Annotated in this window: 21 protein-coding genes; 4 read left to right on the top strand and 17 right to left on the bottom strand. The window is 32.1% G+C overall.

Going from position 1 to position 22,863, the window contains the following annotated elements:
• Positions 1 to 75: 75 nt before the first annotated feature.
• The 8 genes from AA80_RS00855 to AA80_RS00820 form a co-directional block, all read right to left on the bottom strand.
• Entirely contained in the window at positions 76 to 1,374 is a 1,299-nt protein-coding gene (locus AA80_RS00855) for a sulfatase family protein (RefSeq protein ID WP_103875988.1), read from the bottom strand.
• Between the two features lie 32 nt (positions 1,375 to 1,406).
• Positions 1,407 to 2,519: an ROK family transcriptional regulator gene (locus tag AA80_RS00850; protein WP_103875987.1), complete on the bottom strand. Its 1,113-nt coding sequence runs from the start codon at positions 2,517 to 2,519 to the stop codon at positions 1,407 to 1,409.
• Positions 2,520 to 2,553: 34 nt separating this feature from the next.
• Positions 2,554 to 3,996: a sulfatase family protein gene (locus AA80_RS00845; RefSeq protein ID WP_158248342.1), complete on the bottom strand. Its 1,443-nt coding sequence runs from the start codon at positions 3,994 to 3,996 to the stop codon at positions 2,554 to 2,556.
• Positions 3,997 to 4,267: 271 nt separating this feature from the next.
• A complete protein-coding gene (locus AA80_RS00840; protein ID WP_103875985.1) occupies positions 4,268 to 6,043 on the bottom strand; it encodes a CehA/McbA family metallohydrolase in 1,776 nt (591 codons plus the stop codon).
• Positions 6,044 to 6,452: 409 nt separating this feature from the next.
• Positions 6,453 to 7,280 carry a carbohydrate ABC transporter permease gene (locus tag AA80_RS00835; protein ID WP_103875984.1) on the bottom strand — a complete coding sequence of 276 codons (828 nt, stop codon included), beginning with the start codon at positions 7,278 to 7,280 and terminating at the stop codon, positions 6,453 to 6,455.
• Between the two features lie 17 nt (positions 7,281 to 7,297).
• Positions 7,298 to 8,134 carry a carbohydrate ABC transporter permease gene (locus AA80_RS00830; RefSeq protein WP_103875983.1) on the bottom strand — a complete coding sequence of 279 codons (837 nt, stop codon included), beginning with the start codon at positions 8,132 to 8,134 and terminating at the stop codon, positions 7,298 to 7,300.
• A 200-nt stretch (positions 8,135 to 8,334) separates the two neighbouring features.
• Positions 8,335 to 9,684: an ABC transporter substrate-binding protein gene (locus AA80_RS00825; protein WP_103875982.1), complete on the bottom strand. Its 1,350-nt coding sequence runs from the start codon at positions 9,682 to 9,684 to the stop codon at positions 8,335 to 8,337.
• A 202-nt stretch (positions 9,685 to 9,886) separates the two neighbouring features.
• Positions 9,887 to 11,794, bottom strand: a complete 1,908-nt coding sequence (locus AA80_RS00820; RefSeq protein ID WP_103875981.1) for a DUF3604 domain-containing protein — start codon at positions 11,792 to 11,794, stop codon at positions 9,887 to 9,889.
• Between the two features lie 290 nt (positions 11,795 to 12,084).
• On the opposite strand from AA80_RS00820, the gene AA80_RS00815 reads away from it, so the two are divergent.
• Positions 12,085 to 13,203 carry an anaerobic sulfatase maturase gene (locus AA80_RS00815; RefSeq protein ID WP_103875980.1) on the top strand — a complete coding sequence of 373 codons (1,119 nt, stop codon included), beginning with the start codon at positions 12,085 to 12,087 and terminating at the stop codon, positions 13,201 to 13,203.
• Here the strand turns inward: AA80_RS00815 and AA80_RS00810 are convergent.
• Positions 13,189 to 13,593: a ribonuclease H-like YkuK family protein gene (locus tag AA80_RS00810; RefSeq protein WP_233186768.1), complete on the bottom strand. Its 405-nt coding sequence runs from the start codon at positions 13,591 to 13,593 to the stop codon at positions 13,189 to 13,191. The genes AA80_RS00815 and AA80_RS00810 overlap by 15 nt on opposite strands.
• 205 nt (positions 13,594 to 13,798) lie before the next feature.
• Between AA80_RS00810 and AA80_RS00805 the strand changes: the two genes are divergently transcribed.
• From AA80_RS00805 to AA80_RS00795, 3 genes are read left to right on the top strand one after another with little or no spacing between them, the layout of a single operon-like run.
• The gene (locus tag AA80_RS00805; protein ID WP_233186767.1) at positions 13,799 to 14,650 is read left to right on the top strand and encodes a DMT family transporter; all 852 of its coding nucleotides are present in this window, start codon (positions 13,799 to 13,801) and stop codon (positions 14,648 to 14,650) included.
• An 18-nt stretch (positions 14,651 to 14,668) separates the two neighbouring features.
• Positions 14,669 to 15,700, top strand: a complete 1,032-nt coding sequence (gene ltaE, locus AA80_RS00800; RefSeq protein ID WP_103875977.1) for a low-specificity L-threonine aldolase — start codon at positions 14,669 to 14,671, stop codon at positions 15,698 to 15,700.
• Positions 15,701 to 15,707: 7 nt separating this feature from the next.
• Positions 15,708 to 15,971 (top strand): EscU/YscU/HrcU family type III secretion system export apparatus switch protein, encoded by a 264-nt coding sequence (locus AA80_RS00795; protein ID WP_103875976.1) that lies wholly within the window; start codon positions 15,708 to 15,710, stop codon positions 15,969 to 15,971.
• Here AA80_RS00795 and ispE read toward each other — a convergent pair.
• The 8 genes from ispE to murI form a co-directional block, all read right to left on the bottom strand.
• Positions 15,964 to 16,737 carry a 4-(cytidine 5'-diphospho)-2-C-methyl-D-erythritol kinase gene (gene ispE, locus AA80_RS00790; protein WP_103875975.1) on the bottom strand — a complete coding sequence of 258 codons (774 nt, stop codon included), beginning with the start codon at positions 16,735 to 16,737 and terminating at the stop codon, positions 15,964 to 15,966. The two genes, AA80_RS00795 and ispE, sit on opposite strands and share 8 nt — an antisense overlap.
• A 12-nt stretch (positions 16,738 to 16,749) precedes the next feature.
• Positions 16,750 to 18,258 carry a lysine--tRNA ligase gene (gene lysS, locus AA80_RS00785; protein ID WP_103875974.1) on the bottom strand — a complete coding sequence of 503 codons (1,509 nt, stop codon included), beginning with the start codon at positions 18,256 to 18,258 and terminating at the stop codon, positions 16,750 to 16,752.
• 45 nt (positions 18,259 to 18,303) lie between these two features.
• Positions 18,304 to 18,783: a transcription elongation factor GreA gene (greA, locus tag AA80_RS00780; RefSeq protein WP_103875973.1), complete on the bottom strand. Its 480-nt coding sequence runs from the start codon at positions 18,781 to 18,783 to the stop codon at positions 18,304 to 18,306.
• Positions 18,784 to 18,818: 35 nt separating this feature from the next.
• Positions 18,819 to 19,271 carry a transcriptional regulator NrdR gene (nrdR, locus tag AA80_RS00775; RefSeq protein WP_103875972.1) on the bottom strand — a complete coding sequence of 151 codons (453 nt, stop codon included), beginning with the start codon at positions 19,269 to 19,271 and terminating at the stop codon, positions 18,819 to 18,821.
• A 26-nt stretch (positions 19,272 to 19,297) separates the two neighbouring features.
• Positions 19,298 to 20,218: a DNA-binding protein WhiA gene (gene whiA, locus AA80_RS00770; RefSeq protein ID WP_103875971.1), complete on the bottom strand. Its 921-nt coding sequence runs from the start codon at positions 20,216 to 20,218 to the stop codon at positions 19,298 to 19,300.
• Positions 20,206 to 21,141 carry a gluconeogenesis factor YvcK family protein gene (locus AA80_RS00765; RefSeq protein ID WP_103875970.1) on the bottom strand — a complete coding sequence of 312 codons (936 nt, stop codon included), beginning with the start codon at positions 21,139 to 21,141 and terminating at the stop codon, positions 20,206 to 20,208. Before AA80_RS00765 ends, whiA begins: the two co-directional genes overlap by 13 nt.
• Before the next feature lie 67 nt (positions 21,142 to 21,208).
• Positions 21,209 to 22,063: an RNase adapter RapZ gene (gene rapZ, locus AA80_RS00760; RefSeq protein WP_158248341.1), complete on the bottom strand. Its 855-nt coding sequence runs from the start codon at positions 22,061 to 22,063 to the stop codon at positions 21,209 to 21,211.
• 24 nt (positions 22,064 to 22,087) lie between these two features.
• On the bottom strand, positions 22,088 to 22,855 hold the full coding sequence (gene murI, locus AA80_RS00755) for a glutamate racemase (RefSeq protein WP_233186766.1): 768 nt from the start codon (positions 22,853 to 22,855) through the stop codon (positions 22,088 to 22,090).
• Positions 22,856 to 22,863: the final 8 nt, after the last annotated feature.

Raw genomic sequence — 22,863 nt, 5'->3', positions numbered from 1 at the left:
TGTAAAGATAATTGGAAATTCGTAGCAGAAAGACCGGCCTTCAAATCCTCAAGGCCGGTTTTTGAAAATTCAATTTTATTCATATCTTTCTTCCATTGCACTCATACAATCTCTAGTATTCACAATTGCACCTTTTGGTTTTTCTACTTTTCCTTTCAAAAGTGGATCATTAGTCTTTTTCATCCAATCATATAATTTTGACTGCAATTCCCTTAGAATATTCTTATAATTGTCTTCTTTAATTAGATTATTTCTTTCCATGGGATCAAAATACAAATCAAAGAGCATTTCTTTTTGCCGTTTAACTTGTAATAAACCATGGCTTAAAAGAAATTCTTTGCTTTTAGTGTCATCAATGTTAGCTGGTATAATTTTGTCGTAATTATCAAAGAATTTAATATATTTATATCTTTCCGTTCTAATGCATCTGGTTGGTTCATACGCCGCATGAAAAGTAATTTCTGCGAACAGTTCTTCTCTTATTTTATCTACTTTGCCATCTAAATAAGGTTTTAGGGAAAACCCCTCCAACCATGCAGGTTTTTCTATTCCTAAAAAATCGCAAATAGTAGGAAAAATATCTAAATGTGAAACTAAAATATCTGTAGCTTCTCCTGATTTTTTATTATTAGGAAATTTTAAAATAAGGGAGATCCCTATCCCTGTATCGTACAAAGTACACTTCATGTTTGGTAAAGGTATCCCATGATCTGTAGTGAAAATGACAAGAGTTTCTTCTTCTAAATGATTTTCTTTTAGTGATCTCATTATTTTGCCCACACATTGGTCAACTATATGAACAGAAGTAAAAAATTGTGCCATGTCTTCTCGAGTCATAGCATTGTCGTAAAGGGGAGATGGTGGCTTTACATAATTTGGATTAATTTTAGCTTCAGGAAATGGGATGTGAGTATTTTGCATCCCGAATGAAATGAAAAAAGGCTTTTTAGGGTTATTGGACAAATAATCTGAAACTAGTTCGGCATTTTTTATATCTTCCTTCCAATCGTTCGGGTAATGCTCTGCCTCACAAAGAATTTTTTTATATCCTATCATTTCAGCTTTTGGTGCAACGTGTTGAACTCCACATAATACTGTGTCATACCCCACTTTATTCAATAAATTTACAATGTGTTTATCGTAATCATTTAGTTTAAATCCTCTATGAGCTAAACCAAGCATTCCAACTTTGTGCGGAGAAGCCCCGGTCAATAAAGCTGCTCTACTTGGTGAGCACGTAGGAGCAGCACTAAAAGCATGCCTAAAAAGAGTTCCTTCTTTTGCTAATTCCATCAAATTTGGTGTAGGAGCATCAAAACCATAAGGTGAGATATATTTACCAGTGTCATGAGTATGCATATAAAGTATATTCACTATTACTTACCTCCATTTTTTATTTGATTTTATTACACAACTTTTGAGAGATATTTATTAGCAACATCTAGGTTATTAAAAAATTTGTTTATCAAAGAAAAGCAAGAACCTAAGGCTGCGCTTCTCATCAATGATTTGTCAACATAAATTTCATGCTTCCTTGCTTGAAAATTAACTATTTTTTCTTTAACTTCTTCTATAAGCTTTTTTTGGATTTTTTCAGGAAAAATTTCTATGTATCCTCCTAAAATGTAAACTGAAGGGTCATATAAATTTATAATGTTTGATATAACATTAGATGATTCATTAATAAAATTATTTAATTCATTTTCAATGCTTGTTATTTTTTTAAGTTGTTTTTTCAAACTATCCAAATCGTAGATTTTATTTGAAGCACTTAGTATTTTAAACATTTCCCCAGAAACACCTGCGAATAAATTAGAACCTTCATATAATTGTTTGTTTATTATTATTCCGTTCCCTAAATATCCCATTATCTTGTCACTATTAAAATGTATTGCAAGCAAAGAGTACACTAGATTAGAAGGATGATCATTCCTATTTAAGAAAAAATGATACATCGCTCCCGCATTAGCATCGTTTTCCAAATAAACAGGAAATTGAAATTTCCCTTGGAAAATTCTATTGAGTTTTTTAGATTCATTCAAACCAAGCGGTTTCGAGAAAAATGGGGTTTTTCCTTCTATATCAACTTCTCCTGGAAATGCTATAGCCATGCAAATAACTTTTTCAAAATATGACTGAAAAGGACGAATAGTTTTTATTAAAATATTAGCTAAATTATCAACGGTGATATTTTCTTCAACAACATTTTCTTGGATGATTTTCAATCTAAAATTTGTAAGAAAAGCAGTACTAGAATTTTCTGTTATTGTGACACCTATAAAATAACCCTTATCTTCATTTATTTGTATGATAGAGGCTTTTCTTCCAACTTTTTCGGTTTTTTCTTTTTCAGTACCCGTCTTAATTAAATGGTGTTTTAACAAGCGACGAAGATTTCTTGAGATATTTGATCGATCTATAGATAGTTCTTCGCTTAATTTAGGTATAGTTGAATAAGAATTAAACCATAGATTTTTAAATATTTGTAGTTGTGTGAAATTGCTTATTATTTGTGCCATACTATTTCAAATTCTCCTCCATTTCAATATTTTTTTAATAAAAATTATTTAAATTCTTTTTTATGTATTTTCTCATCTCATTACCTTTATCTTCTAAATTGTATACTAAATTTGCTTTTTCATCAATATAAGAATGTGGTGCCGATTCAAACAATATCCAATCCATTATCCTATTTTTCAAATTTTCTCTTATTTCCGAATAGCTTTTATGATCATAAACATTAAATAGTTCAACGGGATCTTTGTCTAAATCAAATAATAAATTTTCCCCGTTTTTATTGAGGATTAATTTGTAACTCTGAGTTCGAACCATATAAGAATTAATATCTTCTGCAAAAATAGCATCTCTTTGTATTTTACCGTTTTTTAAATCTGTTCCTTGAGAAAATTGATCCTTATATATGTTGCATTGACTTAAAATAGTCTTAGAAATATCAAGAGAGTTTACTAAGTTAGAAGATGTTTTATTATTTGAAGAATAAGGATATTTTATTATTAATGGTATTCTAATTAAAGGTTCATACATATAGCCACCTTTTAATACCATATGATGATAACCCATGTAGTCCCCATGATCGCTTGTGTATATTATTAATGTTTTATCATATAGTTTTTTTTCTTTTAACTTATCTATGATCTTTCCAATCCAGAAATCCATATGAGAGATAGTTGCATAGTAGTAAGCTAAAATTTCTTTCATTAGAGATTTATCTAGTTTCTGATTTGGGAAATAACCTTTATATTTTTTTAAATCAAGTTCCAGGCATTTATCTGTCCAACCCTCTAAAAGATTTAAATCAACGGGATTGTACATTTTATCCCAAGGTTCAGGAGGATCAAAAGGATGATGAGGTTTTATGAATCCAATCATCATAAAATAATTATTATGAGCACTCCAAGAATCTATTTTTTCGATTGCCTTTTTAGCTATCCAGGATGTTGAATAATCTTCTTCGTTTAAATTACTTTTTAATGCTCCAAAATTTTCCCAATATTCATTTCCCGCCATATTTCTATATTCGTCTACCTGATCAATTACATCAATCTCATCTAAAAGTCCTTTATCTTTTAAATAATTATGATAATCGTCAACATATCTTCCGGGACCGTTTTGTTCAGCCAAATACATAGCTTGAAAGCCTATATCTAGGTAAGTTGGTGTGAAATGCATTTTTCCTATAGCGATTGTATAATAACCATTCTCTCTAAGTATGCCAGGTAAAGTATCCAGATTTTTTGGAATGGTGGAATGATTACTAATGCCCATATGTTGATGAGCATATAGCCCCGTAAGAAATGAATAACGGGAAGGAGTACACAAAGGATAGGTACAAAAAGCATTGTCGAAAATTGTACCTTCTTGGGCTAGTTGATCAATATATGGAGTATTTACTTCATTATTTCCGTATGCACCTATACAATCAAACCTGTGCTCGTCAGATAATATTAAAATTACGTTGATATTTTTCGTTGCCATTTTACTTCTCCTTTCAAAGAACATTTTGGGATATTTCCTCAATATGTCCGTTCTTTTCTTGCTTTGACGATTTAACAGAGTTCGTTATAGTAAAAAATAAAAAAAGGTTCAAAGATTCAGTTGAATTTGAAATATTTCTTAGACGACAACCGATGAGATTTTTATCCCTTTTTATGCCATTTACCTAAGAAGACAAAGTGTTGATTTGTATGACTTAATAAATATGTTATGTTTTTCATTTCTTTGCAACTGTTATCGTACTTCATAAAAATTAATCAATCCATATAGGACTGGACCACGCTCTTTCTCCATCATCTTGCTCTACTCGTATGTAGTAGTAACTCTTATTTTTTACTACGATATCTTTTACCAATTTAAAGTTTCTATCTCTATTAATACCATCTAAATTTGCTTTAAATACAACACCCTCATTTGATACAACCTCAATATTTCTAAGCGGTGTGGTGCCTACAATATTCAGATTTACAGGTAGTTTGCTGTATTGTAATTCTTCAATAGTTTCGCCCATTTCAGCATCTCCTAATCGATACTCTAGCAAAATAGGTTCTCCAGTAGTGCCATAGGCTTTTCGATTTTTCAGGGCATAAAAGATAGAATTGCGATCAAATTTATCTACCACAACTGCGACTCTTCCACTACCTAAATAATGGTATAACTGCGACCTTTTTTCAGTCCCCTGAGATAATCCGGGATGACCATCGTGGGCATCACTTGAACAAATTATTCCATATTTCCTGCCATTATTCAAATGATCACGAACTGTATTATATTCAGTTCTAGAAACTCCGGTATTAAATTTTTCCTGTAAATCATAGGATGATTCTGAAAATCCCCAGCATGAGTATATTTCTATTAATCGATCAAAATTTTCGTTATAATAATTTTCAGTAGAAACAGGAAATTGGCTGGTTGAAGGATGGTGAGGTACCGTAAAAAAGTCTACATCTTCATTTTTTAAAGTCTGCCATAACTCATCTGGCGTAGGATTATCTTTTTGCCATTCACCATAACCAACCATTTTTCTGCTTGATCGAAACAATATTCCGCCTTTATCAAGAAAGTAAACATTTCTATGTCCATAATTAGGAGAAGTCCACTCATAGCCATGAAGTGTTACAAATTTATCCCTTTCATTGTAGGATTCAGTCAAAGACTGCAGATGTTCCCAGTCATTATTATCCATCTGCCAATCGTGTTCAGAAAGGCAAAAGAAATCAAGCCCTGCTATATTACGGGCAAAATCGAAATTTTCAACTCGTTTTTTCTCACCGCATCCCCAACCCAGAAAATCACTTTCTCCACTATGTACATGAATATCTCCAAATAGATATTTCTTATTTCCTATTGTTCTAATCATATTATTAGCAACAATTTCTTTAATAATTTCTTCCACATTCATAAACGCCAATCCATCTTTCGGTTTTCCAATTCTACACCAGGTTTTTGACTTAATGCTGGAAATACCCTTAATAGAAATTTTTAAAATTTTATCTCTTGCAAAGATATTCTTGGGAACTAAAACAGCAGCCAATCCGAGGGAAACAATGGAAGATTCCAGCATGGCTGGATCAAGTTTGATAGTCTGTCCTAAATATGATGTAAGAACTTTTTCAACATGAAATAAAAATTTACATCCATTTGCCTCCCACCTTTTATTATGTTTAGTTAGAGAAAAAGGTATATCAATTTCTTCGTTAATTTTCAAATTGAAGTACCCCGTCTCTACAGGGTTAACACTGTTAATACCCATTGAAAAAGGGAAGACAATCACTGCTGGTATATCATAATTGTAATCTACTTCAAAATCAACACTAGCTTTTCCTTTACCATTACTAATCACAGTATTTGTAGCTACTATATTTACAGTAGAATAGAAAAAATTACTAACAGTGTCCAAGAGTCCCTTTTCGTCATTACTCATATTTTTTTGATGAACAAAAGTCTGAACACCATAATTGTCCCGTAAGTATTTTTGCCTGTTCTGATGTTTTATCAAAAACTCCTGCTGAACTTTTTTTTCACTCATAAAGTCTTCCTCCAATCTTTATATATATTTACTGTTTTTTACAATCTCTAAAACACACATTTTAACCATTTTTTAATACCTTCAATATTTAACTCCCTGCATATATAATTTAGCAGATCTCGCATATGATTCAACTAATGTTTACGATTACGTCCATTTGGAAATTAGTTCAACCGCTTTCATACCTTTTGGGAGTTCTTCTGAAAAAGGGTTAGTCGAATCCTTTTTAAAGAAACTTTCAAGAAACATATACCTATTGAATCCATTCTTTTCAGGGTAGAAAGCAATAATGGTGCTACTTCTTTATTTAGGTCCTTTTTCTTCTTCCTTTAACTTACTTTACCATTCGTTAATCACTGCTTTTCATATTCCTGAAGAGGGTATAAGTTATAAGTAAACATACATTTGTTTATTCTTTTTCTACTGAAATTGAAACCCCTTGCATGAAAAATCGTTGTAAAAAGAAAAACAAAACGCTAATAGGAATTAATGACATTATTGTGGCTGCTAATATCAAATCTGGACGATAAAAGTTTGTACCTTTAAATTGTTGAAGAGCTAAAGAAATAGTTTGTAACTTATCAGATCTAATGATAACTAACGGCCACAGAAGATTATTATAAAAACCTGAAAATCCAAGAATAAAAACAACAATAAGAACAGGTTTACTTAGTGGTAAGATTATCCTGAAAAAGATACGAGGTTCACTAGCGCCGTCCAACCTTGCGGCTTCGATTAATGAATCAGATATTCCTAACATATATTGTCTCATTAAGAAAATACTAAAAGGAGTCACTAAAATTGGTACGATTAATCCTATGTAAGAATCGATCCAACCAAGGTTTGATACAATTAAAAAAAGAGGAAGAAAAATTACTTGTTGCGATAACGGTAGAGTCGCTATAGTAGTTGCAAAGAAAACATTCTTGCCAGGATAACGAAATTTAGCTAAACTATATCCAGCCAAAGCACCAAAAAAAGTTTGACCTAGAGCAATAATTCCAGAGGTAAAAAAGCTGTTAAAAAAGTATCTACTCCAGTTTCCTGTTCGCCAGGCTTCAGGGTAGTTAGAAAGTTTCCATTCTGATGGTAATTTTAAAGAAAATATCTCATTTGGTGTTTTAAAAGAACCAATTATAGACCAATATAAAGGGAAGAATAAAAGAAATACAGCGATTATTAACAATATGACTGTTGCAAGCCATTTCTTTAGATTTTGTTTTTTTCTCATTTTCATTTCAATCACCTCTGCATTTATCTAGTTATTCTATATTGAAAAATACTTATTATTATAGCGAATGATATTAGAACGACTGCTTCCGCAGAAGCCACATTCACATTAAAATAATAAAAACCTTGTCTATAGACATCCAAAGATAATATCATTGTTTGATTATATGGCCCTCCACCTGTTAACACGTTGGGTATAGCGAATTGTCTTAACAATTCTACAGAACTCATAACTAAAACAAAAGAAAAAATAGGCCTCAGTTGAGGTAAGGTAATGTTAATAAAGGATTGCAAAGAATTAGCTCCATCAATTTTAGCGGCTTCATATAATTCTGCAGGAATTGCCTCTAATCCGGAAAGATAAATTAAAGTAAAATACCCCCAATACCTCCAAGCGGTGGCAAAAATTAACACCGGCATCGCCAAATGTCCCGCCCCACCTAACCAGTTTTTAGGAGCTATTCCAAAAAAAGACAAAAATTCGTTAACAAAGCCGTCTTGTCTAAAACCGAATCCCCATATAATAGCGACAGCAACCATTGCCATCGTATATGGATAAAAAAAAGAAGTTTTAAAAAGACCTGAAAATTTGGAATTCTTAATTAAAAGGGCTATTATCAAAGAAATAGGTACTATGATTATTACTCCCCCCAGTACATAGTAAAAGGTATTCCAGATAACTTGTAAAAATCTTGGGCTTAAAAGTCGTTGATAGTTGGACAAAGTAAAATTTCCCATTGCTAATTGTTGGGAATCATAAAAAGATAATATAGCAGTATTAATAGTAGGATAAATTCTAAAAATTAAAATATGTAATAATGCCGGAGCATAAAATATATATCCCCAATATTTTTTCTTCATCTTCAACCCTCCTGATGAGATTTAATAGTTTAATACCTATTTTACGTACTACTAATTGAGTATGCACCAAGAAAAGGGGAAGGGGGAAAGATCCTTCCCCAACAAAAACTATAACCTTTTGAAATCTACTTTTTGCTAATTTTATCAAATTAGCTAGTGTAAAATTGAGTTTACTTTTTGAGGATTTTTCAAGGTTGGTTTCATTTTAATAATATCTCTATTTCTTTTTTAGCTTCCTTTAATTGAGGTTCTACATCTAAATTCATAAAAATTATTCTATCTACAGCATCTCCCACTATATCTGTAATTTCATCTGCATGCAATCTAGCTTCATCAGTACCGTACAGTTCATATCCAAGCTGCCACACGGCTCTACCTTCAGCCAATTCATTTAAAGGCAAATTCCGTAACGACTGATATTTATCGGCCTGTTCTTTAAACCAATCTGTTTCATACCATGGAGTGCCATTGGCTAGGAGCATCCTAGGTGGCATCTGTCCTAATACAGCCAGTTCTTGCCATTGTTGCGTTAGGTAATTTATAAATTTCCAGGCCTCTATTTGTTTTTCCTGGCTTATACTGCCATTAACCATAAAAACATGGGATCTTACTGGTATAACTTGCTCATAACCCCTGGGATATGGGAATTGATAAACCTTTAAATAATCTACTACATCTTCTGCTGCATTCCCTTTATAAATTTCTCCTCCGGGGAAAACACCCATAGCAAGCGTTCCGTTGAATAATTGCCAACTTCTATCTTCTCCACCTGGTCTGGCATTAGGATCTCCAGTTTTACACTTATTAATCATGTCTCTCATCATTTTAACCGCTTCTACAGCTTGTGGGCTATCGACAACAACATTTCCATTCTCATCTACGAACTTAGCACCATATTGGGCAAATATTGTTCTTAAATCATCCCTTCTCCACGTTGCCCTATACGCATATTCCCAATCAAAAGCTTCATAAACAGTTACTCCCTTTTCATTTTTTCCAATGGCTTCAAAAATATCTCCTCCAATTTTACAAACTTCATCCCAATGTTCAGGAATATTTTCTGGTGACGGTTCAATTCCAGCCATCCTGAAAAGTTTTTCATTAACATACAACATGTGGGGTGACAAATTAATAGGCAATCCATAAATTTTGCCGTCTTTCTTGAATAAATCAAGCACACCAGGGAAGTAAACCTTTTCAAGATCTTCATATGAATTGAATTCCGGGAAGGCTTCTAATCTTACAGGTGCTAAATATCCTTCCATCATGAGTTTAACAACTTTTGCGTCATGAGGAACAGAAATATCAGGGCCCGTTCCTGCATACATCGATGGTAGCAATCGTTCGTGTGCATAATCAACTGAAAACTCGATTTCAACGTTTGGATTAATCTTTTCATATTCCTTAATCATTCGCTGGGTCCAATCAACGTACCCTGGAAATTGGTGTTCCCAATAAGTTAATGTGATCTTTTCCTTACCGAAAACAAAAGTTGATAAAACTATCATCAAAACAACAACGCTTAAAAATGCTCTTCTTCCTTTCTTCATAGAAAATACCTCCTCTTTTAGATTTGCAGCACCGCATCCTAAGGATTTAAATTATTGCGAGCTGCTCACAATTATTATAATATAATAAGATTTATAAAGCAACTCCAAAAAACGGTGATTAATTCTGTTTACAGCTCTTCAGGAACAATTAAATTTAATTAGAAATATAAATCTTAATGTTTGATATTGTAATCAAAAATACTTATTTTTTTAAGAACCAAATTGGGCTTGCCCAGGCGATGTGTCCATCATCTTGTAGCAAACGAACATAATAATAAGTATTTTCTTTTATGGGTTCTGAATCTTCGTATTTTGCTTCTAAATATTGGCTAGTAGAATAATTTTTTGAAGAAATAATTTCTCCATTTTTTATAATTTCTACTTGTTTAATAGTTTTGGGTGCTAATGCTGTTATTTCGATTTCTCTTTTTTCTTCAAAACTTTTAGAGAAATAAACAACATTACCTAAAAAGTAACTATTTATTTTGAATAAGAGAATTATTCTGGGATGAGTGGTGGCAATACTTTTACGCTCATGCAATCCACTAAATATCTCCTCTCGAGTGCATTTTCTTGCGAATACACCAGTAACTCCTCCATACCCCGGTCGTCCATCATGATCATCACTACTTGCGGTGAAACCCCATATTTTACGTTTGTTTAAAAAATCAACAACAGTGTTTCCTTCAACGTTTGACCTAGCTTTTAGAAGCATAGAGTGGGAATTATGCTCAAATCTTCCCCATCCACTGGAAAACACCTCTACTAATCTTTCTACTTCTGGATTATCTTGTTTCCAATTATCGAAATTAAATCCCCCATATTTGGTATCTTGATCATCTTTTTCTATAGTTCCTCCAGAATACCTATGAAGATGTGGAATTGTAAGAAAGTTTCTATTTTTAAATGTCTCCCAGACATCTTGAATTCTCTTAATTTTATTTAAAGGATAAGGAATATTTTTTAATGAATCCTTGAAAAGAACAACAGTATCTCCTCTTCGATCGTGAAGCTCAAATCCTGTAAAAGTAGCAAAAACTTCTGAATCATAATAATGATCGGCAAGTTCTCCCATTTTTCTCCAAGTTTCTGAGGTGATATTAACTAAGTCATTTTCGTCAAACTCAAAAGTTTGCTCTATCAGGGCTATGAAATCTAAATATTCCACATTTTTTGCATAGTCATAACAATCTGAAGGTTCAACACCTGGATCGTTATCTCTAATATTCGGAGTAAGGTTAGAATGAGCATGAGGATCTCCCCAGAAAATCTTAGGCAAACTGTTCGAACAAAAGAGGACAGCTTTTTCTACCTTTAGATCATTATCTTGGCTAAAAATTTCGTATGGGCCTTCTTTTTTTATATTAGCTTTGAAGGAAAAGGGAGAACTTTTTTCAACTGCAGATATAATTGAACCGTCGTGCAAGTTCTTAATTAACAAAGATTTATTATCTAATTGTTTGTCAAATATGGGATTATTATAACGATCTCTAAAACTTATTTTTATTTCAAACTCCTCATTAGATTTTACGATGCTAGGGGCATTAATGATTACTTTTTTTGCTGATTTTGGAAGAATTTGAATGGGGGGAAATCCTTCTAATGGTATGTAGTTCTTATTCCCTTCTATGTCAACATAGACGTAATATTTTAGATAAGTGTTCCTTCTTTTAGTGGATAAAATTCCTACTCGTGTTGAAGGCGATGCCCCATTTACCCATGGTTTATCAACACCACCATAACTAACGATAATCTTTTGTCCTTCTTTCAAGGGTTTGGAAGTAGATATTTTGAGTATTCTGCTACTGTCTGGCCAGTTTTTGATATGAGAAAAGGCCGTTTGAACTTTTTTTACTTCTAAATTGAGTTTAATATCTTCTTCACTACATACTGCCCATGCGAAACCTGGTCTCCAATAATCAATAACTTGTACATATTCTCGGGTTTCTTGGTGTCTATAGGGGGGGAAAATTATTTTTAAACTGCCACCTTTTGCAAGACCTAAAGAACCTACTGTATAAGTTAGAGTAAATTCTATTTCTCCATCTACCTGTATTTTATCGCTAACATTAACTTCCAAATTTCCATATTTTTTGTTTTTTTCTTGCATAAATATACTCCTTTCAAAAAAATTCAAAATAGAGAAACTCATATTTCACTGGTGGAACTTATTTTTCATGAAAATAATTTATTGCAAGCAGCTCACAATTATTATAATATAATAAGATTTATAAAGCAACTCCGAAAAAAGGCGATTAAAATTGTTTATATCTCTTCAGGGACAATTAAATTTAATTAGAAGTATAATTCTTAATTTTTGTTAATTTATAGAATTTTTTAAAATCCAATATTTTTTTGCTATAATCTAAAAAGTGAGATTTTGAAAAGAGGGAAAAACACTTGCGCTCTGTTAGTCTGCTTATAAAACCTGTATCCAGTAATTGTAATATGAAATGTTCTTATTGCTTTTACAACGATATTGCAAATAAAAGAAAAAAAGTTTCTTATGGTAAGATGAATGAAGAAACTTTAGAAAACCTTGTGAAAAAAGCAATAGCTTCTTCAGAATTAAGTTGCTCTTTTGCTTTTCAAGGAGGGGAACCTACTCTAGCTGGGTTGGGATTTTATGAGAAATTTTTGGAATTTGTTAATAAATACAATGAAAATAATATTAAAACATATTTTTCTATTCAAACAAACGGTCTTTTAATCGATGAAAAATGGGCGGGATTTTTTAAGAAGAATAATTTTTTGGTGGGACTTTCCTTGGATGGAGATAAAAAAACTCATGATCTATTCAGAATAGACAAGGAAGGTAAAGGAACACATAATAAGGTAATGCAAACGGTGAATCTTTTTGATAAATACCATGTAGATTACAATATTTTAACTGTTGTTACATCTCAGCTTGCTAAGCATCCTCAAAGAGTTTACAACTTCTATAAAAGGAAAAACTTTGGTTTTGTTCAATTCATACCCGCTATAGAGCCGTATGAAGAGTATAATATATCCAATCCCTATTCTTTAAATCCAAAGACATATGCCTATTTTCTGAAAGTACTTTTTGATAGCTGGGAAAGAGATTTAATAAAAGGAAAATATATAAGCATTCGACTATTTGATAACCTGGTAAGAATGATTGGAGGTTATCCTCCTCAAGCGTGCGAAATGAATGGAATGTGTAGTATACAAAATGTTATTGAAGCAGATGGAAGTGTTTACCCATGTGATTTTTACGTATTTGAAAAGTATAAACTTGGAAATATAAATCAGATGAAAAGCATGGAAGGAATCTTAAAAAATGAGACTGCCAAAAAATTCATTGCGTCTTCCCTAGAACTTCCAGATGAATGTAAAAATTGTGAATGGTTCTCTTTATGTAGAAATGGTTGCAAAAGATATAGGTATGATGGTAAAAAGTACTACTTTTGTGATGTCTACAAAGAGTTTTTTGAATATTCCTATGAGAGATTGAAAAAGATTTCAGAAAACACAGAAATATTTTCACTTGGTATATAAATGCGCAATATTAGTAGCTGCAAATGATTCTGGTTTTATTTTATAATTATATCCTAAACCTTTTACGTACCCTGTAATAACGTTAAGAACTTCTTTTGATCTACCGTTTAATCCTATATCAAGGTGTATTTCTGGCTTTACTAAATTTAAGTTATTTTCGATAAATTCAGCTGTATTTAAACTAAATTCTGCCTCTTTTATTAATCTTGAGTACATATCGTATGATCTACGTTCGTGAGTGACATAATAAAAATAAGTAGCCCCATTGCCTACTTTGTAAATTACTATAGCTGTTACAAAAGTTACGTGTCCATCTCTTGCATGGCTATCGGTTCCTACCCACACTTTGTAACTTTTGTCTTCTAAAAATAATTTAATGAATTTAGTCAACTCTTTATATTCTACAGTGCCTATAGTTGGATTTCTTAACTTGAAAACATTACCCCCCTTTTTTAATAAGTTTTTGTCAATTATACACCAAAACATACCGATTTTTATTAAAAATTCTTAAGATTAATTAAGAATACTTCTTAAATTCCAAGTAAAATTTTGATATAATACACTAAAATATGTGAATAAGATGAGGGATTATAGTTTGATTAGAGCATTTTTATGGCTTTTGTTAGCCACTTTAATATGGGGTACTACTTTTCCGCTTCACAAGTTGGTGCTGACGGATCTTCAAACTTTGCCTTATTTGTTTATCAGGTTTGGTATTGCTGCAGTCTTGTCTTTTCTTATTTGGAAAAAACATTCTTTCAAGTACGGAGCAACCTTAGGTATAATTTTAGGACTAGCACATGCCTTGCAAACTTATGGGATCAATTTTACAGATGCTTCAAAAAGTGGATTTATTACCTCTTTATATATTCCTTTTACCCCTATAATTTCTTATTTAATTGAAAAAGAAAAACCTAACTTCATTCAGTGGTTATGTTTTCCTTTGTCTTTGTTAGGTTCTTACATGCTTTTTGGAGGTATTTCAGGGTTTAATTTTGGAGATTTCTTAACGTTTTTGGGTGCCGTTTTGTTTGCAGTTCATATTGTTTTAATAACGAAATTTTCAAAAGTTGTTGAAGAAACTTCGCTTTTAGCTTATCAGTTTTTATTTGCTGCTATAATTAATGTGTCAATTTCATTCAATTCTAGTTGGAAGTTAGGCGTTCCAATTTGGGTAACCGCTATATACACTGCGATAGCTGCGACCATAGTTGTAAATTTTCTGCAAGCTAGATATCAAAAGGTAATTGGTTCAAATTCAACTGTTCTTATATTCATTGGAGAACCAATATTTGCTTCGTTATTTTCATTTATTTTTTTGGGAGAGAGATTTTCTGGATTGCAGATGATTGGGGCTTCAATTATGGTTGGAGTAATAATTTTGACTACTTTTTCATACAGAGTTAATAAATATTTGAAGAAGAAATTAGATTTGAAAGAGCTTTAAGAAAGAGGAGGAGTTTTAGTGAGATACATAGATATCAGAAGTGATACCGTTACGCAACCTACTCAAGAGATGAGAGAAGCGATGTTTAAGGCAGAAGTTGGGGATGATGTTTACGATGAAGATCCAACGATGAAAAAATTAGAAAAATATGCGGCAGAAGTAGTAGGAAAAGAAGATGCACTTTTTGTTCCTAGTGGAACTTTTGGTAACCAACTTTCCATCTTTACACATTGTGAAAGAGGAAATGAAGTTATCCTTGATGATAGTTCACACATAGTTGTTCACGAAGTTGGTGCGGCTTCAGTAATCGGTGGCGTACAATTGAGGACTATAAATAGTGATAAGGGAGTTATGTCACCTCAAGATATTAAAAAAAGAATAAGAAAGGGAGAAGATGATCTTCATTTTCCTTCTACTGGGTTGATATGCCTAGAGAATGCTCATTCCAATGGAAGGGTTGTGCCGCTTGAAAATATGAAAGAAATATCTGAGATAGCGCGCGAGAATGGAATTCCAGTTCATTTAGATGGAGCTAGAGTGTTCAACGCTGCAACCTACTTGAATGTGGATCCCAAGGAGATAACTCAATATTGTGATTCAGTCATGTTTTGCCTTTCAAAGGGTTTATGTGCCCCTGTAGGTTCTCTCGTGGCTGGAAGTAAAGATTTCATCCAAAAGGCCAAAAAGAAACGCAAATTGATGGGTGGAGGTTTAAGGCAAGCAGGATTTTTAGCTGCAGCAGGGTTAATTGCCCTTGAGAAGATGAGATTCAGATTGAAAGAGGATCATGAAAACGCAAGATATCTTGGAGAAAAACTGAGCGAAATCCCTGAAATTTCCGTGAACTTAGACGATATTCACATAAATATGGTTTTTTTCATAATAAATAAAAATATAAATTTTGTAGAAATGGTATCGTTTTTTTTAGAAAAAGGTATCAAAATAAATCCACCAGAAAATGGTGAATTCAGATTTGTTACTAATTATTGGGTAAGTAAAAAAGATGTGGATTACATTGTTGAAACAATGAAAGAATATTTAAAGAAGTGATGAAAAAATGTCTAATTCAAAAAAAGCGGTAGCTTTACGGTATAAACAAGGAACAGATCAAGCACCTAAAGTCGTTGCTAAAGGTGTTGATTCAATAGCCAGAAGAATTATAGAAATAGCTGAAGAGGAAAACATACCAATAGTCAAAAGCGAAAAAGCTGTCGAAGAGTTTTATGGTTTGGATTTGGATGAAGAAATTCCTCCTGAAATGTATGAATTAGCTGCTGAAATAATAGCTTTTGTCTATAAGATGGATAAAGAGTTCAGTTAGTTGCAATCACTTTGTATATGGTACTACCTGAACCAGTCATCAAAGCAAATATAATCCCTTCATCCTTTTCTATGTCTTCCTTTTTTTGTTTCAATTTAGGATATTCTTTGAATACCACTTGTTCGAATACGTTAAACGCATTTTGTTTAGCTGTTATAATATCGTTATTTTTTAAGGCTTCGTACAGTTTGTATGGATCACCAAAATGATTGATACTTTCCCAATTTTGGTCGATTTTTTCATACATTTTTTTTGTATCAATTTTATAGTTCATGTTGTAAATTTGAATATTTAATTTTAACGGCTCTAGAAATTCCAAAATTTCTCCTTTACCTCTACCAATAGCTGTTCCACCTTTTAACAAAAAACGAACATCGCTTCCAATTTTGGAACTTATTTCGAATATGTCTTTTTCTGGTATGTTAAAATTATTTGAGAGGAAGCCTAAAACAGCTGCAGCGTCAGCACTTCCTCCCCCTACTCCGCCACCGACAGGTAAATTTTTAATAAGCTTAATTTTTAAGTTAAAATTGTAAAAGCCTGTTTCTTTTTTAAAGATTTCTATGGACTTTTTTATTATATTTTTATCCCATGAAATGGTTAAGGGAGGTTCTGATTCGAATATTTCACTTTTAGAAAATTCAATAAATATATCGTCGTGTTCGTTAATCGATTGGAAAAGGGTTAAAATATTATGATAATTATCTTTTCGCCTACTGATAACATCTAAGTAAAGGTTAACTTTTCCAAAAGCTTTTAAATGCATTGAACTCCTCTTTTATTCGTTAGTTTCTTCTTCTTTTAACATAGCTTCTTCATCTTCGAAAGACACAGGTTTTACAATTGGAAAAGGTATTATGTCACGAATAGTTGGAGTATCGGTAAGTAGCATACAAACTCTGTCAATACCTATTCCTAACCCTCCGGTGGGAGGCAAACCATATTCTAAAGCCCTTATGAAATCAAGATCCATCATTTGAGCTTCTTCGTCGCCTAACTCTTTCAGTTCCATTTGCTTTTTAAACCTTTCAAATTGATCTTGAGGATCGTTCAATTCAGAAAAAGCATTAGCTATTTCGTTGCCTTTTATTATTAATTCAAACCTTTCGGTTAACCTTGGGTCATCTTTTTTTCTTTTTGCAAGTGGGGATAATTCTATTGGGTAATCCATAACGAAAGTAGGTTGAACGATCTTATCCTCGACTAAATCCCATACTTTGTCGAGATAATGGTATCTGTCTTCTATTTCTACCTCTTCACCCTTATCTTTCAAAAAATCTTTCAGTTCTTGATCGCTAGCTTCTACTATATCTATTCCAAGATTTTCTTGTATGAATTCTCTCATCTTTATTCTTTTGAAAGGAGGTGTAAAATCTATTTCTTCTCCTTGATATATAACTTTTGCTTTGTTGTGAACTTTTTTGGCAATGTTGTACAAAAGATCTTCGGTTAGTTCCATCATATTATTATAATCAGCAAAAGCTTGATACAATTCAATAGTTGTGAATTCTGGATTATGCTTGTTGGAAACACCTTCGTTTCTGAATATTTTTCCTATTTCATAAACTTTTTCCATCCCACCGACGACCAATCTTTTTAGATGTAGTTCCGTGGCTATGCGTAAGTACATATCTATATCATAAACGTTTAGGTGAGTAATAAATGGTCTTGCATTTGCTCCCCCCATTATACTTTGAAGAACAGGAGTTTCGACTTCTAAAAAGCCTTTGTCGTTTAAGTATTCTCTAATGTATTTGATGACTAAAAAACGTGTTCTAAGGGTTTTAATGGTATCATCGTTTGCGATCATATCCACATATCTTTGTCTATATCGAACTTCTTTATCTTTGAGCCCATGCCATTTTTCAGGAAGGGGGCGAAGAGCCTTTGAGAGTAATTTTATTTCTAAAGCTAAAAGGGTTAGTTCTCCTGTTCTCGTTTTGAAGGGATAACCTTTTATTCCCACCCAGTCTCCGATATCAATATATTCTTTAAAAAAATCGTAACTTTCTTGCCCTACTAGATCTAACCTGATATATATTTGAATACGTCCGAATTCATCCTTTAAATCAGTGAAAGCGGATTTGCCATGTTTTCTTAGATTCATCAACCTTCCGGCGAAATTAAAAACTTGGTCTGGCAATTGTTGCCCCGCCTCTATTTTACTATCGAAAAGCTCTTTGATTTGTTGGGAAGTATAATTTTTTTGAAAATTGTACTTATAAGGATTATATCCTTTTTCTCTCATTTCTTTAATTTGATGTATTCGTATATTTCTAAGGTCCATGCTTTGCCTCCTGCTTGGTAATGTTAGTGTGTGATTTGTGAAATTTTAACTTATTTCTTTGATCTCTATTTTTTTTGAGCTTCCTCTGGCTGTTTTAATGTTGATAACTTCCCCTTTTCTTCTTCCTAGTAACGATCTTCCAATAGGGGATTCGATACTGATCTTACTTTCTTCGATATTTGCCTCTTGAGGTGTAACTAGCAGAAACTCTTGCTCTCTATTCAATCTATAATCTTTTATCTTCACCTTTTTTCCCAAACTTACTGTAGAATTATCGTGATTGCCTCCATTTTCAATTATTTCTGCGTTATCTAATATATAATCTATCTCTTTGATTCTGGAATCTATCATTCCTTGTTCATTTTTTGCCTCTTCGTATTCACTGTTCTCTGATAGATCTCCCAATTCTCTGGCTTCTTTAATTCTTTCAGCAATTTCCCCCATAAGTCTTTTTTTAAGCTCTTCTCGTTCCTTTTTTAATTTTTCGTATCCTTCTCTGGTTAGTTTGTATACTTGTTCAGCCACTTTTGCATCTCTCCTCCCATTTCTAATAATGGTGATTAACTATTTTTTAATTCTTTTATGGCTTGTAAAAAACTTTCTAAATCCCTAAATTCTTTATACACCGAAGCAAATCTTACATAAGCCACCTGATCAATTAACTTCAATTGTTCCATAACCTTATCACCAATTTGCGAAGAGTAAATTTCTGAATAGCCGCTTCTTCTTAATTGCTCTTCTATGTTATCAACGATTTCTTCGATTTGATCAGTGCTAACAGGCCTTTTTTCACATGCTTTTATGATTCCATTCATGAGTTTTTTTCTATCGTAAAGTTCTCTTCTGCCGTCTTTTTTTATTATTCTTATCCTTGTTTGATCATATCTTTCATAAGTTGTAAAACGGGCTTGGCATTGCAAACATTCTCTTCGCCTTCTTATAGAAGTGCCATTACTAGCTGGTCTTGAGTCTAGAACTTTCGTTTCATCATAACCACAGAAAGGACATTTCATAATTATGACACCACCGTTTTGTTAAATCAGGTATTTTTTAGAGATTCAGCAATTTTTGAGATTTTTTTCAGTTTATTGTACAATGTAGATTTTTTCATTGATAATGATTCTGCCATGACGCTCAAGCTTGCGTCTTCATTTTCTAATCTGAAAGCGGCTATTAGTTTTAGGTCGTTTGGTAAACTATCTAAACCTATACTTTCTTGAATAATTTGTATATCGTTAATTTGCTTTATTGAGCTATGAGCTGTTTTTGATGAATTAGCAGATATTAAATTAATAGTCCTTGTTACGTTGCTGCGTAAATCCCTTATATCCATCAATTCGCTTAGTTCTTGGACTTTTTCCTTAGCGTTGAGAAGTTCGAGTATATTCAATATGTCATCACGAGACTTAATGTATACTTTAGAACCTTTGCTTCTATTAATAAATCTGGCATTCACACCCAAAAGACTCTTAAATGTTTTAACTAAATCTTCTTTAAATAGATTCTTTGTTTTCAAATTGAATTCTAAATGATAAGATTCTTTTACTGATATAGATCCGCAAGATAAAAATAAACCTTTAATAAAAGATCCAAAAATTATGGGATCTTTTTTTAAGAACGGAGATAATTTATTTTCATTTAAATAAAGTTTATTTTTCTTTAATATTTCATCTATTGTTTGATAATTTATAAATATGGAACCTGTTCCGCCAAGATTTAGTCTTTTTTCGTTGTTGAATTGTACATTGAATGTATCAGTGAGACAATTTTTGCAAATTTTGTACAGTCTTTTAAAACTATTCAAAGATGTAATGGATATTTTTATTAACTTTTCTGATTCTTTTTCTATAATTTCTCCTTTCCCTATGAAAAAACCATAAAACTCTGCTTCAGGAAAAATGTAATCTGTATTCACGAGACTTAATTTTAAAGTTTCTGAAAAGGAATTCATTGAACGCATTTTAAAATCAACTCTGAGGTTTTTTTTGGGTCGTGTCTAATTTTTGGATCTTCGTCGTTTATAATATAAACCAAATCTGATTTCACTACTCTTCTATCTTCTTCCATATCTAATTTTACAGGAATAGCCCCCATTTTTTGGTATCTCTGAATTATTTCATATGGTAACTTTGATTCATTGGCTATAATATAATCTAATTTTTCACCTAAATAATTTTCTAATTCTTTAACATGATCATTTAAAGAATAATTGGTCGTTTCCCCAGGTTGTGTCATAATATTTGCAATATATACTTTCTTAGCTTTGCACAGATTAATTGCGTTTCTTATTCCATCAACCAATATATTTGTAATAATACTCGTATATAAACTGCCAGGTCCAAAAATTATTATATCGGCTTTTTGAATAGCCATAACACTTTCACCAAATGCTTCGGTATTTCCATCCAACCAGATTCTTTTTATATTTTTATTTTTTGACACAATTGATGTTTCACCAAAAATGATCTCACCATCATCAAGTTCTGCTACAAGTTTTAGGGAATCCAAAGAAGCCGGAAAGACCCTTCCTTTTATTTTCAGCGCTTCGGACAAAGTTTTTATTGCTAAAGGAAAATTGTTACCGTTAATTCGAGTTAATGCTAGCAAAATTATGTTACCAAGATTATGATTTTTTAAGAAGCCTTCATTAAAACGATATTTAAGTAATTTAGTCAGAAAGGTTTCTTGTTCAGCCAAGGCTAATATATTGTTTCTGATATCTCCTGGTGGCAGTATATTAAAATCTTCACGCAATATTCCAGAACTTCCTCCATCATCAGTAACGGTAACGATGGAAACAATATCTAGATCTTGATACCATTTCAATCCTCTTAATATTTGACTTGTTCCCGTTCCACCACCAATAGTTACAATATTTTTCATAGCGTCAACCTACCCAGAGAATACTTTCGTAAGTTAAAAATATTTCCAAATGAAATCATTAACTAACCTATCTTTCTATATCTCTATGATTTATGCTTACATCTCTACCTTCATTTTTTAAAATTTCATAAACCTTTTGGGCAACGTAAACTGATCTATGTTGCCCCCCTGTGCAACCTATGCAAAAATAAGCTTCTAAACGACCACTTTCAGTATATTTATCTTGGATAAACTTTGCTAAATTAGCAATCCTCTCAACAGTTTCATGAGTTTCTTTAAATTTTTCAAGGAATTCCATTACTTTCATATCTAAACCAGTTAGTTCGTACATCTGGGGAAAATAAAAGGGATTTGGAAGATATCTCACATCAAAAACATAATCAGAAATTTGTGGAATACCGTTTTTAAATCCAAAACTGATAAAATTCAGTTTTAATTTTTTCATATCTTCTTTTATCATCTGGAAGAATCTTTTTTTAAATTCGGTTGGCTCGGTTGATGAAGTATCGATAACTATGTCACAATAACTTTCTATTTCTGACATAACTTTCATTTCTTCATCTATGGCGTTTTCTAAGGAAAGCCCTAACGGATGAGTTCTTCTGCTTTTTTTGTATCTGTTAATTAGCTCGGTTTTATCCGCCTTTAAAAAAACTTTACGAATTTCCATATTACATTTGGCCAAACTTTCAACATTCTGAAATAGTTCGGCCAATTTATCGGGATTTTTCCATCTAATATCGCTCACTATAGCTAGTTTTTTAACGTTACTGGTACATAAAATGTTTAAAAAAGGCTCTATTAAATGGGGTGGTATGTTGTCAACTGTATAATACCCTTCGTCTTCTAGAGATTGTAACAATAAAGTTTTACCTGCACCGGATAAACCAGTTATTAAAAAAACAGTTGGTTTTATTTGCAACGTTATCAATCGCCCTTAAATACTTTATAATTCAATTTTTTTAAAAATAGGATGATACTTTACGTCTTTCATAAAAATTTTGGAAAGAAATTTGAATTTTTTTATGTTTCCTGTAACTAAATAATTCACTTTAATTTTTCCATCTAGGCTGTCTAAATTTACCTCATTTTTTAAAAAATCAACAATTCCATCTGCGGGGTCAACGATGGATGAATTCGTGTATTTTCTAATTTGGTTTTCTAGAATTGGATAATGAGTGCACCCTAATATTACCTTTTGGTACTTGGATTTGGAATCTTGTAAATAAAATCTTAGAACAGACTCAGCCATTTGTCCATCCCAATAACCTTCTTCTATGAGTGGAACGAACAAAGGGCAAGCTTTTTCTTCTAGTATGGATATTTTTTTATTTGTAAGAGCTTCCTTATAAGCACCCAAATTAATAGTATTTTCGGTGGCTAATAAAAGAACAGAATCGTTCTTTTCTATTGTTTTTACGGCGTTTTCTATTATACTCACATATGTAAACCTATAATTTTTCGTGTCGAAAATTGTTTTTTTTACAATGGAATCTGTTGTATTACAAGCAGAAATTAAAAGCTCTACTTTCATTGTGTGAAAAAAAGATAGTATGTTTTTTAAATTTTCTCTTAAAAAAGAAATAGGCTTTGAACCATAAGGTACATTTAAATTATCAGCTATATAAAAATACTCATGATTACCAAAATTTTCTATCACTTTTTTTAAAACCGTTAAGCCACCTATTCCTGAATCAAAAAGACCTATTTTCATAATCGGAA

This window comes from Petrotoga sibirica DSM 13575, from assembly GCF_002924625.1.
Lineage (GTDB): Bacteria > Thermotogota > Thermotogae > Petrotogales > Petrotogaceae > Petrotoga > Petrotoga sibirica.
The sequence above is the reverse complement of the archived record's forward strand: the minus strand, read 5'-3'. Positions and strand labels throughout refer to the sequence as shown.

Excerpts from the sequence above, each read along its gene's own strand:
- AA80_RS00850 (WP_103875987.1), bottom strand. The coding sequence starts at position 2,519 with ATGGCACAAATAATAAGCAATTTCACACAACTACAAATATTTAAAAAT.
- AA80_RS00845 (WP_158248342.1), bottom strand. The coding sequence starts at position 3,996 with ATGGCAACGAAAAATATCAACGTAATTTTAATATTATCTGACGAGCAC.
- AA80_RS00840 (WP_103875985.1), bottom strand. The coding sequence starts at position 6,043 with ATGAGTGAAAAAAAAGTTCAGCAGGAGTTTTTGATAAAACATCAGAAC.
- AA80_RS00835 (WP_103875984.1), bottom strand. The coding sequence starts at position 7,280 with ATGAAAATGAGAAAAAAACAAAATCTAAAGAAATGGCTTGCAACAGTC.
- AA80_RS00830 (WP_103875983.1), bottom strand. The coding sequence starts at position 8,134 with ATGAAGAAAAAATATTGGGGATATATATTTTATGCTCCGGCATTATTA.
- AA80_RS00825 (WP_103875982.1), bottom strand. The coding sequence starts at position 9,684 with ATGAAGAAAGGAAGAAGAGCATTTTTAAGCGTTGTTGTTTTGATGATA.
- AA80_RS00820 (WP_103875981.1), bottom strand. The coding sequence starts at position 11,794 with ATGCAAGAAAAAAACAAAAAATATGGAAATTTGGAAGTTAATGTTAGC.
- AA80_RS00795 (WP_103875976.1), top strand. The coding sequence starts at position 15,708 with ATGTCTAATTCAAAAAAAGCGGTAGCTTTACGGTATAAACAAGGAACA.
- ispE (WP_103875975.1), bottom strand. The coding sequence starts at position 16,737 with ATGCATTTAAAAGCTTTTGGAAAAGTTAACCTTTACTTAGATGTTATC.
- lysS (WP_103875974.1), bottom strand. The coding sequence starts at position 18,258 with ATGGACCTTAGAAATATACGAATACATCAAATTAAAGAAATGAGAGAA.
- nrdR (WP_103875972.1), bottom strand. The coding sequence starts at position 19,271 with ATGAAATGTCCTTTCTGTGGTTATGATGAAACGAAAGTTCTAGACTCA.
- whiA (WP_103875971.1), bottom strand. The coding sequence starts at position 20,218 with ATGCGTTCAATGAATTCCTTTTCAGAAACTTTAAAATTAAGTCTCGTG.
- AA80_RS00765 (WP_103875970.1), bottom strand. The coding sequence starts at position 21,141 with ATGAAAAATATTGTAACTATTGGTGGTGGAACGGGAACAAGTCAAATA.
- murI (WP_233186766.1), bottom strand. The coding sequence starts at position 22,855 with ATGAAAATAGGTCTTTTTGATTCAGGAATAGGTGGCTTAACGGTTTTA.